Here is a 14,698-nt window from a genome sequence, read left to right as displayed (position 1 = left end):
GTTTTGTAGGCTTTTTTCAATGCTCCATGTAAGAAAGAAGTAAGAATCGAGAAATAGATAAGACGGGATTGGCTTTTATAATGGGATTATAAGACATGATGAACGAAGGAGTAATCGGTATGGACTATGTAGTGAGAACGATTGGATTAACCAAGGTGTTTCAAGGCAAAGAGGTAGTCACCGACGTTAATATGAATATCAAGCAAGGGGAAATCTACGGATTTTTGGGTCCGAACGGGGCAGGCAAGACGACGATTATGAAAATGCTCACGAATTTAGTGAAGCCAACCAGCGGAGAGATTGAAATTTTTGGCGAAAAGCTGACAAAGCAATCTTATCATCTGTTGGGCCGAATGGGGTCGATTATTGAATATCCGGTTTTTTACGACCGATTGCAGGCGCGGGAAAACTTGGAGCTGCACTGTGAATATATGGGGTATTACAACAAAAAGAAAATCGACGACGTGCTTGAGCTGGTCAAATTGACGAACATGGACAAAAAGCCGGTTAAGGATCTTTCGCTGGGAATGAAGCAACGGCTAGGCATTGCTAGAGCTATTCTAACGAAACCCGAGCTGTTGATTCTTGATGAGCCAATTAACGGATTGGACCCTGTAGGGATCAGAGAAATGCGGGATATTTTCAAAATGCTGTCCAATGAATACGGGATGACGCTTCTAGTGTCGAGTCATATTCTGGGCGAGATGGAGCAAATGGTTGATACAATCGGCGTAATCAATCATGGGAGGTTGGTGGAGGAGGTTTCCATGCAAATGGTGAGGGATAGAAACACCGAGTATGTGGAACTCGCCGTCAGCGATAGCAAGAAGGCGGCATTCATTCTATCCAATGAATTGAATCTGACGAACTTTAAGGTCATCGATGATCATTTGCTGCGCGTATACGATGTCCAAAAGTCGCAGAACGAGATGACTAAAGCTTTGATCATCAACGGATGCATGATCGAGTCGATCACCAAAAAGAACAGTTCGCTTGAGGAATATTTTATTTCTTTATTGAACGGAGGCAGCCTCAATGCTTAGCTTGATGAAGCTGGAAATGAAAAAGTATAAATTCAGAGGGAACATTATCGGCGGTTTTATCGCCATCCTCATTATTACGGCTTTTATGATTCTCATGAGTATAGATTCGGCCGATCAGGCGGTAGCCAATTACGGGGATGCGTTTAAGGTTGCTGATATATTGGCTTCGGTTACATTTACAATCTTTGCGGCAGTACTGCTATCCAAGCTGATCATAGACGAATTTAAGAGCAAATCGATTACGGTGCTGTTCATGTACCCGATCGAACGCAAAAAGCTGCTTGTTGCTAAACTTGCGATCGTCGTTCTGTTCACGTTCGCGTTCGGCGTACTGACTAGGGTGTTGTCCGTCTCCGGATTCTACCTGTTTAATCATTTTGCTCAGTTCATTCCGAACGATTTAAGCCAGATTTCGTGGATGGAACAAAGTGTTAAAATATTGATCAATTCCGCCATGACCAGTTTCATCGCACTCATCCCGCTCTTCTTCGGCATGCGCAAGCACTCGACCGTAACCACGATCGTATCGGCGATTTTTATCGGCGCGTTGCTCAATTCCAATGCCGGAAATGATTTTACGCTGAGCTCGATTGTGTTCGTTCCTCTCCTATTAGCGGCACTCGGAATTGCGATCGCCTACCTCTCGATACGGAACATAAACGATAAGGACATTGTCTAGAACAGAAAGGAATCACCATATCATGAGTGTTTTCGTGTCAAAAGCCGTTCAACAAACCTGGATGGCGTGGGAAGGGTTTTTGGACCATATTATGAAACTACGAAGCAAATGCGTCAAAAAATATGGCATCTGCAAACTGGTACTTCGACGGTATCACGGAAAAGGTCTCATTTGTCAGGATGGGCAGCGAATCGATGCCGGCGATTGGATCGGTGAGCTGCATCTGGATAATTGGCAAGTGCTGCAGCTTTCCAGTGAGGTTGGCGCCGATCGGGCGGGGCTTCTCACCGCCAGAAAACTGCGAAAATCCATGAAGCTGATCAGTGAGGCGTTACAAAACGACCCCGAGCTCTCTCAGGTTAAGGCGCTTACCGGGATCACTTTGCTCCACCGCGGCATTATTCACGGGCTGGGCTTTGAAGTGCACCCGCTTGAATCCAAGGGCACCCGATGGATTGTAACTCGCTATTTGCGGTTGTTGCGAAGAGCGCTCCATCCGGATGGATTTCTTTCTGCCGATAGGAATGAGCAAAAGCTGGTCCCCAGAATGCTATTGCTCAGCCGAGGCGTTCTTGTGGCGAAATATAATTTCTTAGATCATTAACCAAACTTTATGGGACAGAGTCCTGGTAATTGTCGATATACAGCGTCCCGTCCAATTGGAGCTCTGCGTAAAATACTTGGTCCAAAGAATGAATGCTGGCTTTCTTTAATTGTTGTTTGAGCCAGACGACAGAGACATCTATTTTCTCAAGATTTTTTTCTACGATTTTACCATCAACGATAAGTTCAGTCGGGATTCTGTGAATGGGCGTGACGGGTGCCTGTATATCTTTTTTTGTTGCAGGCAGAAGTTCTTCTTTTCTTAGCACGCTGAGTTGACCGTCAGGCTCCAGTATTGCAAATTCGACTTCTTCGGGTGAGAAGACATCCTTGTTCCGAAGAAGCATAATTAAATCGTCGACGTTGAGGTGTTGTTTTGCCAATGCTTTTTCCAGAATCTCTCCTTGCTTGATGAGGATTGTAGGCTGGCCGTCGAGAAGCTCACGCGCTTTGACGGAGCGTAATCCCATCGAGGCGAGGATGAAGGCCAAGAGCGACCATAGGACCAGGCTGGATATTCCCTGCAGCAGAGTGATGTGTTTGTTGACGATAATCTCGGCAGTAGTGGAGCCGAAGGTGATCCCTGTAACATAATTAAAAAATGTGAGATGTCCGACTTGTTTTTTACCGAGCAGTCGCGTCAAAACGAGTAGAACAACAAAGGACGTTGCCGTACGAAATAGAATTTCTCCATACGTCATGTGCAGGGCTCCTTGCCTAACAGATATTCTTAAATTGGTCCTCCTTTCCATTTCCTATACTTGAAAAAGGAACTTAAATTTAAAGCACGAATAAGAATTTGTCGGTAATGTCCTAACACTCCCTGGTTGCCTGCATCCGACTTATATCAATTTTCCATAATTTCCCTTCTTTCTACTTCATGAGCCAACTTTCAGCTTCTTCTTTACTTTCATACAATCTAAAATGATTGCCTGTGTTCATTTCCATAGCCATTTCTTTAAATCTGCCTTTTCCAATTGCCTCCTGAGGAATAATAGCAGCAGTTTGTATGCCGTAGTTAATAAATTTCTGAATCATATTACCGGCCACTTTGGTTTTAAGTTTGAAGAAGTCTTCCGACAAGGCCGCATAGTGTATCATAATCGCAGTTATATCGTGCTCCCAGCATAAAGAGATCAGATCAAGCGCTTGAGTTTCTGTGCTTAAAGGCTCAGTAGCAGAAATCAGTTCAATATATTTTTTACCCTCTACTTCTCTTATTTGATAGTTCATTCTATCCTTCTCCTCTATAGTTTCATTTTCAAACAACCTCTGGCGGGTTTCACGGACCCAATTAAGCTCATTGTTGTACGTTGAAATAATGTTTTCCGAAATCATCTCCCATATTAAGCTTTCCCTTGGACTTCGATTAGGCGAATGAAGAGCGCGTCTGTATTTTTCCTTCTGCATAATCAATTGAAGTTTGACTTCATTTTCATATTTGGTGAGCATCTCGCTTAATTCTTGATTACTTAGCAGATCCGACCATGCAAGCTGTACCAAAAATGTTTTTTTGATCTCGGGAGCTTCCGGTGATGACACCAGCCAATTTCTGAGTTCTGTAAGCCCTTCTTCTGTTAGGGTATATATTTTTTTGGAAGGGGAGTTATCCTGATGGATCACCTCACTGGTAACAAGATCTTCATTCTCCAGACTCATTAAAGCTTTGTAAATTTGATTATTATTACCGGACCAGTACATGAAGGAGGAATCCTCGAAGATTTTTTTAAGTTCATAGCCTGTTGAGGATTTCCAACTTAGTATGCCTAATATGGCTAATTGGATCGACATAGCAACACCTCGTTATAATTAACATAGGTTAACGGTAACATATGTTAATATATATGTAAACGAGAACGTCAGCGCTACATCCCGATCCTGACGGTCGATTGGTCGAGCTTTGGGAGAAAGGATGAGTTGTAATTATCGGTGAAGGCAATAATATCAAGCCTTCCTGGCCACAACGAAATACTCCCTAGAGCTTTTCTTTAAGCACTCCGATTCCACAATGGAGAAATTCCCATTCTCGATTGTGTTGATCAAATTGCGTATGTTAAATGATCTTATACTCGGCATCAAACCAACTCTGCCCGCAAGGAATAACAAGTTTCTTAGAAGTATCTTTTCACCCACGCATGGGGTTGCAGAAATGAATAATCCTCCCGGTTTCAACAGTTCGTTTATTCTTTGTAGAACGATCTGCTCATCCTCCAATAAATGCAGAACATGAAAGGCCAAGATGACATCAAGTGACCCTGCCTTATACCGTTCATCAAAAATGGTCGTATGTGTATAGTGGATATTTGCGACGTTTCGCTCGTTGGCCTTTTTTTCGGCAATGGCGATCATATTTGAAGATAGATCGATCGCATGGATTTCCTTCACGTCTTCGGAAATTTCATTGGAGATTGATCCTGTTCCACAGCCGTAATCGAGCACCACATTGCTTATTTCGAGATACGCTTTCGTCCTTTGTATGATTTGGAGATAAGTCTGTCCATCCTTCATCTCGATCTGGTCGTATTGGCTTGCGGTTTTGTCCCAGAACCGTTCCGAATTATTCATTGTCGTTACACCACCTTTTTATATAGCTTCCGTCCGGTTGAATCCTTTAAGGATTAGCCATATAGCCAGCACCAATTGCTGTATGGCGATTGGAACGTTCAACGTCATGTAGCTAGCATCCAGACCGATGAGGCGAATCATAAATAATAAGCTAGCCAATATGGATAACGTAGAGCCGAGAAGGCCCAAAACGGACAACCACCGAGGAATGATTTTTGTTTGGTGAAATATGAGGTTAAACAAAAGCATAGCTAATACAAATGCCAGCGTCGTGGCCACATGGTTTACCAGATCGCGTCCTTCCCTTAACAGTCCTCCCAGAGTCTGAACATACGAGCCATTGGAAGCCCCAAGGTTTGAAAATTCATGACTTAATGTCAATAACAACAGAAGAATGATTACCCCCATTATAATGAACACACCGGCAATGATGCCGAAAGCGACGGATCCAAGAGCTACGCCTTTATGATGCTTACTTAATAACGGATACAACACAATGGGAGTACCCACATATGCAACCACCATTAACAGTTGGGATAACGCTCCTATCAGCACCTGATTTTCATGCGTTGAAGCTTTGGCCAAGTAGTCTGCTCCATCGATAACAGGAACAACGCTAAACAGGCCTGCAACCAGCCCGACTAATAGTAACACCCCGGTAATTACTGCAGGCCTTCTGTCGGATAGAATACTCCTCCGCATCACCCATAAGCCTCCTCATCAATACCCGCGATTGGTGGCGTTAGCGAGACAAATTTTAAGAATTATCTTCATATTGAAAGACCTCTTCAATGGATTTTCCGAATACACGCGCGATGCGAAAAGCTAGCTCCAAGGAAGGCGAGTAGTTGCCCTTCTCAATAGCGACAATGGTTTGTCTGGTGACCCCGGCCTGATCCGCTAATTGCTGCTGGGTCATCTCGTTATGATGAAAGCGAAGATTCCGAATCTGATTGCTGATCGCATCCTTTCCCATGTCAAACTCCTCTTCTATAAAAGTATAATTGAGCGATACGTCCCAGGAGATCGGATAAGAAACCGAAGCAGATCAACGCAAGAAACGTTAAGTAAGTCGGAAGATCCGTAACGAGCGGAATCATGGATAATATAAACCCGAAGAAAAACACATGCAACGAAATCCGATCCGCTTTTAACTCGATGACCTTATCCAATTCATCTTCAAAAGAAGGCTCATCCTCGTTCGTCGCGATTTTATTGATGATGACAAACACGATATGAATAATAATTTTCGCTACGATCGACACCGGGAGCAACACCAGTATGAAGGAACCCCAGAAACTGAAGTCGCTAGCCGAAGTGATGCTACCCTCCTCGGCATTGTTTATCGCGTATAAAGTGTAGAGGGTGAATATGAGTATACTGCTGATGATAGAAACATAAACTTTTTTTTCTTGATAGGACATATTGACCTCCTAATTTATCGTTATTCAGGATGTAAAGTAAACTATACATAATGTAATTAAAACTAGATCTAATGTCAAGTTTATTTTACAATGAGTTGTCCATAAAGACGGGTGTGGTGCAGTCATTTTCTACTCTATTAAATGATCCAAATCCGGCTGCAGCTTGTTCCTCAGAACATACAGCATGGCAGCCCCCACCAGGAACGCGACAGCATCCGCAATGACAAGCGACCAGACGACCCCATGGAAACCATTCATTCGATTGGCGATGTAGAGCACAGGAATCAGAGTAATTCCTTGAATAATCGACATAATAAAGGCGGCGGTTCCTTGCGCTGTCGCCTGGAAAATCCCCGTAAACAACGTAGTCATTCCCGTAATGAACAAGGATAAGAACGTAACATGCAGAATGTAGCTGCCCATTTCAATTAAATGCAGATCATTCGTAAATAACCCAATTAAGTGATCGGAAATCAAGTAGACGATGAGGCCGAACGCGACCGCTAACGCGACAATCGCTTTGATCGTGAATCCGATCGTTTGTTTCATGCGCAATTTATTCGCTGTAAAAGAGAACGCGATCAGCGGCACGACTCCTTCGCATAAGCCCATCAGAATAAACTCGGGAAATTGCAGCAAGCGCGACGAAATTCCGTAAGCCGCCACAGCCTGATCCCCATATTCGACAAGGAAATGATTCAAGATCAGCGACATGGCCCCCAGGAAGATGCTCATAACAAAGACGGGAACCCCGATTTTGAACACATTGCTTAGAATTTCTTTATTCGCTTTGAACCATTTTACCGAGACGGTTAAAAATTGGCTCTTATACCCCATGTGGAAGGCGTAGAATACAATCGCCGCCAAGTTAGAAATTACGGTAGCAGACGCAACGCCGATAACGCCCCAGTGGAAAACGAAGATGACTAGCGCATCGAGAATAATGTTCACGATAACGCTAAGAATCATACCGGTCATGGACGTAATGGCCGCACCCTCTGCGCGTACGATATTTTCCAATGTGAAAAATAATACGACGATTGGCGAACCGATCAGCATAACCGTGACATAGTCCTTCGTGAATCCGAAGGAATCGGGCGTTGCCCCCAGACTATGAACGATGGAGTCGAGCAGAGGGAGGCCGACGGCGATTACGATGAGACCGAGCACTAAACTGCTGCAAAAAGCGAATGAAGACACATGCTTTACTGCCTCATATCGCTTCTCTCCCAATAAGCGGGAGATGAACGTACCGCTGCCCATGCCAATCAAGTTGCCTAGCGCCATAATGACAGCGAACAACGGCAAGGTTAGCGCAAGCGCGGTCAACATGGCGGTATTGTTAAGTGTACCAAGGAAAAAGGCATTTAAGATGGAGTAGATGACACTCATTGACGTACCCAGCATCATAGGTACAGCGAAGTGAGCTACGGCTTTGGCGACAGGTGCTTTTTCGAAGTAATGGAGGTTTTGGGCATCCATACGGATCACTTCTTTCTTCATTTTATCTGTCTAACAGTGTTAGATTGAACCTTACAGTGTTAGATGTTATCATGAAGCTATGGACCTGTAAAGAACAAACTTACACTGTTAGATAAAAAGGCGGATGATTCGATGAAAAAACTGCAGCCGCAAATTTCCGAAGATAAGATCTTGGAAGCCTCGTGGGAGCTTCTTGGGGCGGAAGGCATCGAGAAGTTCAGCTTGAGACGGTTGGCCGACCGGCTGGGGATTCAGGCTCCCTCTCTGTACTGGTATTTCAAAAGCAAGCAAGATCTCTACCAGCGTCTGGCCAACCAAGTATCGAAAATCATTCTGGAGGAGTTTCATTCCGAGGGAGACTGGAAGGAGCAGTTGACGGGGCTGGCGGTAACGGTGCGGAGTGTGCTCAGTCGGTATCCTTGCTCCACGCAGCTTATGATGATGACGCTGCCTCACGAGCCGGACATCATCCGCTTCACTAACCGTATGCTGCTTTGCGTGGAATCGACGCCGCTCAAGCAGGAGCAGAAGATGCAAGTGGTGACTACGCTTGTGAACTACGTCTTCTACTTCGTTCTGGACGATTATCAGCATGAGCGCAATGTCTCTGCTATCCTTAAAGACCAGAAAGAGCTTCCAGGCGAGGAGATGGTTCGCCTTCTGGATTCCATGAGCGAGAAGGAAGCGGGACTGTTCCGGAGGATGTTCACGAACGGGCTGTTTGAGCTGATGGGGACCGACGTGGCGTTTGAATTCGGCTTAAGACTGATTTTACTGGGAATTGAGCAGGTGATTAAGGAGGAGACCCAAAAATGATGGAGATATTTGATGTGCGCAAGAACACAATGGGAGTACATAGGTAAGGGATATTCAAGGATCTATGAGTATCGAATTGAAGATTGAGAGTTATCGGTGCCGATCTCTTCCCATTTCCCGTATAAACTTTCCCTTCTCATCGTATACCATAATACTTAATCCCTTGATAGCCCCCTTAGTCTCCATAAGCAGCTTAAATGCCTCATCTCGGGATAGCGGTACATTGACGCGTTTCCCGTTATAGGCGAGATAATATTTCAGCATCTCTCTCCAAAAATAAAAGGAGCCGGAAAAATCTCCGCGCTCCCTTGGCTGATATATTACATTAATTACTACTATTCGACTCTTTCTCTGATTTTCCTCCATTACTAAAGTATGAAGGAGAGCGAGCCTTGAAAGAAAAAGAAATCATTAATCGAACGCAGATACCTGTGACTGTGAGCAGTATGATCCGAGATATGCAGGTTCTAGGAATTCGGCAGGAAGACAATATTCTGGTCCATTCCTCACTGTCTAGCCTGGGGTGGGTTTGTGGCGGTGCGCAGGCTGTTGTGCAGGCTTTGTTGAAATCAGTAGGGGATGGCGGCACTGTGACCATGCCCGCACAGAGCGGGGACTGGAGCGATCCCGGAGAGTGGGAGAATCCCCCCGTTCCACAGGAATGGATTAATATGATTTATAATGAAATGCCAGCATTCGATCCTTTGATCACTCCGACAAGAGGAATGGGACGCATCGCGGAGCTATTCAGAACTTATCCGGGGACTTTGAGATCGCAGCATCCTCAGGTTTCCTTTTGCTCGAATGGGAAATATGCGGAGTATGTGACATCTGACCACCCGCTAACCCCGCAATTCGGTGATGATTCTCCGCTCGGCAAGCTTTATAGCATCGGTGCGAAGGTGCTACTGCTCGGTGTAGGATTCGACTCATGCACGAGCTTTCATCTTGCAGAGGCCAAGCTGAATTCTATGCCGACAAAGCGGATGGGGACTACCATGCTGAAAGACGGGAAACGGGTGTGGGAATGGTTTACGGACTTTGCGTACGATGCTGACGATTTTTCAAGGATTGGGGAAAGTTTCGAAGCAGGTGGCCATGTTCAACGTGGTAAAATAGGAAATGCGACATGCGGCTTATTCGATTTAAAGGAAGCGGTTGATTATGCCGAAAGATATTTAGAGAAACATCGAGTGAATAGCTAGGGCGTGTCTGAGTACTCCCAGGGCAGCAGATTTTCAGACACGCCCTAGTGAGGAGGCTATCCTGTGGGAAGATCATTTGCCAATTTGCATATTAAGTCGAATAACCTGGAGAAGACGATCGAAGCGTTAAGAGAGCTAAGCAAAGAGCATGGGGATGTATTGGGTATAAAAGAGGCTCAAGAGACCTCGGTCGTCATGTACATAAGCCGCCAAAGCAACGAAAACTGGATCAGCGTGCTCAACGATTATTTTGTTTGGGGTACAGTGAAGAAGGTTGGCAAAAGGCTTTCCCAGCTAATCGAGGAGCCGGTCATGACCGGCGGATATATGAATGAGGAGATTTTCGAGCTGTCGGTTTTCGCGGCTGGAGTCATTCAAGCTGAGAAAATCTTTTGCGAACAATGGACGAGGGAAGAGTATGAACTCGCAGAAGAACGTCTTAATGATGACTACCTGCGTGAAGCGTTGGATATCCGTAATGAGGATTTGCCCGAGTTCATAACGATTACGACCCCGTGGCAGGCCGTAGATAAGCTGTCGGAGCTTGTGCAAATGACATTATGGTGCGATGCGGAGTGGATTCCGCACGAGGGAGATCTCAGACAGCGATTCGAGAAATATGAGTTTTGAAAGAAACCCAAAGAGCAGCGAGGCGGTCCCTCCTGCTCTTTATTCGAATACGCACTCATGGGGCGGAACGCTGACAAACGCTTGAATGCTTGGCTGCCGCATGTTCCTCCCCTCGTGCCGCCGCCATTCCGTGAACTGGACTTTTGCGGTTAATATCGGTTGGCACCAGTATGCGCCGCGCATGTCGGGATGCCGATAGGCAAAGGGGCATTCTGCTGTGGCAATCCCCTGCAGCGTGACCGTGAGCGTCCGCCAGTCCTCAGCCGTGAGTTTTCCGGTCCCGACTTTGCCGATAAACCCCAGTTTTCCTTCATGATACAGGCCGGCCAAGATTGCGTTAACGACGCCATCTCGCAAAGTAAATCCTCCGATCACCGCCACGACATCCCCGTAATTTTTGACTTTAACCCATCGCCCGTCTTTTCGTCCAATTTCGTAGGTACTGTTTATATCCTTGCAGACGATGCCTTCCATGCCATTCTGTTCGACGACACGGAACAAGGACTCCCCGTCAGGATGAGAGGCAACCAGTTGCACGGTGGGAGTCGGTATAACGAATTCCTGCAGCAGCTCCAGACGATCAGAGAGAGGTCGGTTATTAAGCCATTCCCCGTTTAAATAAACGATATCGAAAATCATGTAAGTGATCGAAACTTCTTTTTGTGCGACCGATACGTGTTCTGGTCGGCGAATTCCGTCTCGGCGCATGACCTCGTGAAACGACGGCTTCCCATCGGCCGCCAAGGCGATAACTTCACCGTCCAGGATGAAGGAGGATGCCTTGCAATAGCCACGATTAATCAACTCGGGAAACTGCATCGTCCGTTCGTTTAATTTTCGGTTGTACAGCTGGAATTCACCGCCGTCGCAGTAAGCGAGAATGCGGACGCCATCCCACTTGACCTGGTAAATCCACTTTTCGCCTATCGGGATAACGTCTGTGCGTAGCGGTTCGAATGGGATGATTGGTTTCATGCTTGTAGGATAACCAATATTGGAGGAATAAATGGAGTAAAGGAAAGGATTGTTCGTAATTAGTTTTTTATATTTATTGCTTGAGCGGAAGCAGTTATGGATTGTTTTTATTCATATTGTTTGGACGTTTTAATACAATCCATAGGTTGATATACTACCGGTATCCTACAAGTGAATGGAGCGTTTGAAATGGATCCGGTTCGTTACAAGATCAGGGAATGTAGAGATCAAGAGAAAATAGAAAGTTTCCTTCGCCAAGCGAGAATTGGACATCTTGGGCTGGTTGACGGGAAGCTGCCTTATGTTGTACCGCTTAATTATGTATGGACGGAGGGCAAACTTTATTTTCATGGGGCGGGAGGCGGAAGACGCAATCATATCATGAGTGACAATTCAGAGGTTTGTTTTACGGTATGCGAGGAATATGGGACGATTACGGATCCCGTTCCTGCCAAAACGGATACAGCGTATATGAGTGTTATGATTTTTGGTCAAGCGGAGCCAATCACGGATCTGGACGAAGCCACCCATGTTCTTCAGGAAATGATCAATAAATACGTCTCCGGCTACTATAACCGTCCCTTGTCGAAACAGCATGTGGACAAGTATCGATCGGCTGTATTCGGCGGACCGGTTCAGGTATACCGGGTTAACCCGTATCATGTGACGGCCAAGGAAAGTCCGATCGAAGCAGAAAAAATGTATAGAACGGCCATGAATGCCGGACCAGAGATTTAACTGTCTATACCATGGATATAGAGTGTTCATGACAAAGGCTGCCGTCATCGGCGGCCTTTTAAGGTGCGATGGACAGTTTTCTCAGACAAACAGTGTTACAATACGAATAAATACGGATAGACTTATACCGATTCTGGGAGGTATTCTGCATGCTACGTCGCAAGCTAGGCAATACAGAAGTACGTATTCCTGCTATTGGACAAGGAACCTGGAAATTTGGCGAAGATCAGCATTCGGAGAAAGACGAAATCGAGGCTTTGCGTTTCGGGATTGAACAGGGGCTTGCTCTGATTGATACGGCAGAAGAATACAGCAACGGAGGATCGGAGAGAGTTGTCGGTCAGGCCATTCGAGATATTAGAAGCGATGTGTTTCTGGTAACGAAGGTTTCTGCAAAGAATTGCTCTTACAAAGGCGTTCTAAGCGCAGCAGAGGCTAGTTTAGAACGTTTAAAGACAAATTATATCGATCTATATTTACAGCATTGGCCCAGCGAGCAATATGAGGTTTCGGAAACGATGGGGGCTATGGCGGAATTAGTTCAAAAAGGGCTAATCAAATATGTGGGAGTAAGCAATTTCTCCACTCGCCTCATGCAGGAGGCTCAATCCCATCTAGGCAGCATACCCTTGGTTTGTAATCAAGTCGGATATCATCTGAACGATAGAACCATAGAGAGTGAAATATTGCCCTTTGCAAAGAAGAACGGGATTACCATTATGGGGTACTCGCCATTTGGATATGCTCCTCATGTATTCGGCGCGAAGGGTTTTCCTGAGGTTGGATCGCAAGAACGCCATGTCCTGGAATCCATAGGGGCCAAACACGGCAAGACCGCTTATCAAGTGGCGTTAAACTGGGTGTTAAGACAGGAAGATTTGGTTACAATCCCTAAAGCTGCGAAAAAGGAGCACATTGCCGATAATCTAAATGCTTTAGGGTGGGAGCTAGATCAGGGGGATCTTGAACAAATTGAGAGTCACTTCCCTGCCGACAATAGAGGAATTAGCTAGTGGGAACACACGGGGAACTACTGGATAAAGGAGCTGTCTCGGCAGCCCCTTTATCCTTATGGACCCATAGCCACGTTAAGCCGATCCATAATATGATTTGCGAGAAAGGCCAACGATCCTCTAATAGTCCTTTGAAAGCATTATTACTACCTTCTCTCCTTCGGATAGAGCTCAACAGCCGCTTTTTGGCTGCCATCAAGCTTCACCCGAAAGAGGCCGTCACTGCGGGTGTATACAAACCAATCTCCAACAAGTTTATCTCCTAACAAGGGGTTGAACTGCTCAGACATCACACGTTGTTTGAGTCCGGAGCCGTCTGCTTTCTTCCGTTCCAGCACGGTTTGTCCACTTTTCGCTTCATACGTGTAATAAATCCAACCATCTTTAGCTGTTAAAAAGGTAGTCATTTCTCCAGTTAGCTGAATAGGCTTGCCGCCGCCAAGCTTTACTTTATAAATCGGGCCGTTGAAGGTTAACGTATCAGATTTACTATCAAGCGGCGTGCTGTAATACATCCAGCCGCCATCGATGATATTCCCTGCCGTATTACCAGACAGCTTAATCTTTTTCGTACCGTCAATATTGATTCGGTAGAATGAATGGTCAGTCGAGTGATAGAAGAGCGTATTATTAATAATGAGCCCGGGATCATAGCGCTTTCCAATCATTGCAACAAAACGCAGGCCTCCGGGAACGTTGTCGGCATTCGATTCGACACCGCTAAGGTAGTCATCCGTTATTTTAGTTGTTCCTTGCCCATTCAGGTCGACCCGGAACAGTTCGCCTCCATAGCGATCTTCGTTCAGGAGTACATAGTATAAATATCCGTTATAAATAGCCATTGAATAATAATCTAAATTGCCATTATCTTTGAAAAGTGTTTTAGCCCCGCTGCCATCAAGATTGGCGACATTGATACTCCCTTTCGAATACGTAATGGTCGTTTTACCTGCCCATTTTACCTCTTCTTTCTCCGTTCCTTCCCAATAAACAATGGATTTGTCCAATTGAAAGAAAAAATGATATTGCTCTGGATGATCGTATAGTTTATTCAAAAAGGGCTGGTCGTCACGAATCGATAAAACGTTCATATTGCGATTATCGCGAGGCACAAAAATATTCAGAGGCGTGAAGTACAACAACTTCTCCGATGTAGCCAATTGATCCTGCGATCCATCCAAATAACGTTTGCGCACCGTCCGGAAATCACTATCTAGGTAATAAACCCATCCGGTGTCTGAAACTCCTATTAAACGGTTTTGATCTGCATCCGCCAACGTTTGAGCCATAGCGTCCTGTTGTTTTGCTGTAAGCTTCAGTTGTTGCGCAGAAACAGTGCCCTCACTGATCAAGAGCGCGATCAGGAGCAAACCCGCGATTATCTCTTTCCAAGATTTCATAGGTGATCTCCTTAGCTTATGGGTTATATTTATATTTATACCACTTTGAATCGCTTGATGTCGTAAAAATTTCAACCCAGCTTGAAAAAAATTGTGATAATGCCGAAACTAAGAGGGGAAACGAA

17 protein-coding genes are annotated in these 14,698 nt (G+C 45.3%); 8 read left to right on the top strand and 9 right to left on the bottom strand.

Features of this window, described 5'->3' with window-relative positions:
• The first annotated feature begins 119 nt into the window (after positions 1-119).
• Genes J4772_RS35795 through J4772_RS35785 form a run of 3 tightly spaced genes read left to right on the top strand, consistent with a single transcriptional unit; the run spans position 120 to position 2,326 of the window.
• Positions 120-1,043 carry an ABC transporter ATP-binding protein gene (locus tag J4772_RS35795; protein ID WP_209073544.1) on the top strand — a complete coding sequence of 308 codons (924 nt, stop codon included), beginning with the start codon at positions 120-122 and terminating at the stop codon, positions 1,041-1,043.
• A complete protein-coding gene (locus tag J4772_RS35790) occupies positions 1,036-1,722 on the top strand; it encodes an ABC transporter permease (protein WP_209073543.1) in 687 nt (228 codons plus the stop codon). The genes J4772_RS35795 and J4772_RS35790 overlap by 8 nt, the downstream gene beginning before the upstream one ends.
• A gap of 22 nt (positions 1,723-1,744) precedes the next feature.
• A complete protein-coding gene (locus J4772_RS35785) occupies positions 1,745-2,326 on the top strand; it encodes a YkoP family protein (RefSeq protein WP_247740944.1) in 582 nt (193 codons plus the stop codon).
• Positions 2,327-2,333: 7 nt separating this feature from the next.
• Here the strand turns inward: J4772_RS35785 and J4772_RS35780 are convergent, their stop codons facing one another.
• From J4772_RS35780 to J4772_RS35750, 7 genes are all read right to left on the bottom strand, one after another.
• Positions 2,334-3,026, bottom strand: a complete 693-nt coding sequence (locus tag J4772_RS35780) for a YetF domain-containing protein (protein ID WP_209073542.1) — start codon at positions 3,024-3,026, stop codon at positions 2,334-2,336.
• A gap of 172 nt (positions 3,027-3,198) precedes the next feature.
• Positions 3,199-4,116, bottom strand: coding sequence for a PadR family transcriptional regulator (locus J4772_RS35775; RefSeq protein ID WP_209073541.1), 918 nt, complete (start codon positions 4,114-4,116; stop codon positions 3,199-3,201).
• Between the two features lie 153 nt (positions 4,117-4,269).
• Positions 4,270-4,890 carry a class I SAM-dependent methyltransferase gene (locus J4772_RS35770; RefSeq protein WP_209073540.1) on the bottom strand — a complete coding sequence of 207 codons (621 nt, stop codon included), beginning with the start codon at positions 4,888-4,890 and terminating at the stop codon, positions 4,270-4,272.
• An 18-nt stretch (positions 4,891-4,908) separates the two neighbouring features.
• A complete protein-coding gene (locus tag J4772_RS35765) occupies positions 4,909-5,592 on the bottom strand; it encodes a DUF4386 domain-containing protein (RefSeq protein WP_247740943.1) in 684 nt (227 codons plus the stop codon).
• 55 nt (positions 5,593-5,647) lie between these two features.
• Positions 5,648-5,866 (bottom strand): helix-turn-helix transcriptional regulator, encoded by a 219-nt coding sequence (locus J4772_RS35760; RefSeq protein WP_209073538.1) that lies wholly within the window; start codon positions 5,864-5,866, stop codon positions 5,648-5,650.
• Position 5,867: 1 nt separating this feature from the next.
• A complete protein-coding gene (locus tag J4772_RS35755; RefSeq protein ID WP_209073537.1) occupies positions 5,868-6,314 on the bottom strand; it encodes a DUF2178 domain-containing protein in 447 nt (148 codons plus the stop codon).
• A gap of 129 nt (positions 6,315-6,443) precedes the next feature.
• Positions 6,444-7,796 (bottom strand): MATE family efflux transporter, encoded by a 1,353-nt coding sequence (locus tag J4772_RS35750; RefSeq protein WP_209073536.1) that lies wholly within the window; start codon positions 7,794-7,796, stop codon positions 6,444-6,446.
• A gap of 132 nt (positions 7,797-7,928) precedes the next feature.
• On the opposite strand from J4772_RS35750, the gene J4772_RS35745 reads away from it, so the two are divergent.
• The 3 genes from J4772_RS35745 (at position 7,929) to J4772_RS35735 (ending at position 10,447) form a co-directional block, all read left to right on the top strand.
• Entirely contained in the window at positions 7,929-8,612 is a 684-nt protein-coding gene (locus J4772_RS35745) for a TetR/AcrR family transcriptional regulator (RefSeq protein ID WP_209073535.1), read from the top strand.
• A gap of 392 nt (positions 8,613-9,004) precedes the next feature.
• Positions 9,005-9,817, top strand: coding sequence for an AAC(3) family N-acetyltransferase (locus J4772_RS35740; protein ID WP_209073534.1), 813 nt, complete (start codon positions 9,005-9,007; stop codon positions 9,815-9,817).
• Between the two features lie 63 nt (positions 9,818-9,880).
• Positions 9,881-10,447: a hypothetical protein gene (locus J4772_RS35735; protein WP_209073533.1), complete on the top strand. Its 567-nt coding sequence runs from the start codon at positions 9,881-9,883 to the stop codon at positions 10,445-10,447.
• 39 nt (positions 10,448-10,486) lie between these two features.
• Here the strand turns inward: J4772_RS35735 and J4772_RS35730 are convergent, their stop codons facing one another.
• The gene (locus tag J4772_RS35730; protein ID WP_209073532.1) at positions 10,487-11,422 is read right to left on the bottom strand and encodes an ATP-dependent DNA ligase; all 936 of its coding nucleotides are present in this window, start codon (positions 11,420-11,422) and stop codon (positions 10,487-10,489) included.
• A 189-nt stretch (positions 11,423-11,611) separates the two neighbouring features.
• Between J4772_RS35730 and J4772_RS35725 the strand changes: the two genes are divergently transcribed.
• Positions 11,612-12,160: a pyridoxamine 5'-phosphate oxidase family protein gene (locus J4772_RS35725; RefSeq protein ID WP_209073531.1), complete on the top strand. Its 549-nt coding sequence runs from the start codon at positions 11,612-11,614 to the stop codon at positions 12,158-12,160.
• Positions 12,161-12,309: 149 nt separating this feature from the next.
• A complete protein-coding gene (locus J4772_RS35720; protein ID WP_209073530.1) occupies positions 12,310-13,173 on the top strand; it encodes an aldo/keto reductase in 864 nt (287 codons plus the stop codon).
• 146 nt (positions 13,174-13,319) lie between these two features.
• Here J4772_RS35720 and J4772_RS35715 read toward each other — a convergent pair whose 3' ends face one another.
• The gene (locus tag J4772_RS35715; protein WP_209073529.1) at positions 13,320-14,573 is read right to left on the bottom strand and encodes a DUF5050 domain-containing protein; all 1,254 of its coding nucleotides are present in this window, start codon (positions 14,571-14,573) and stop codon (positions 13,320-13,322) included.
• Positions 14,574-14,698 lie beyond the last annotated feature (125 nt).

Origin of the sequence: Cohnella sp. LGH, assembly GCF_017671885.1 — a bacterium.
Taxonomy (GTDB): Bacteria; Bacillota; Bacilli; order Paenibacillales; family Paenibacillaceae; genus Cohnella; species Cohnella phaseoli.
The sequence above is the reverse complement of the archived record's forward strand: the minus strand, read 5'-3'. Positions and strand labels throughout refer to the sequence as shown.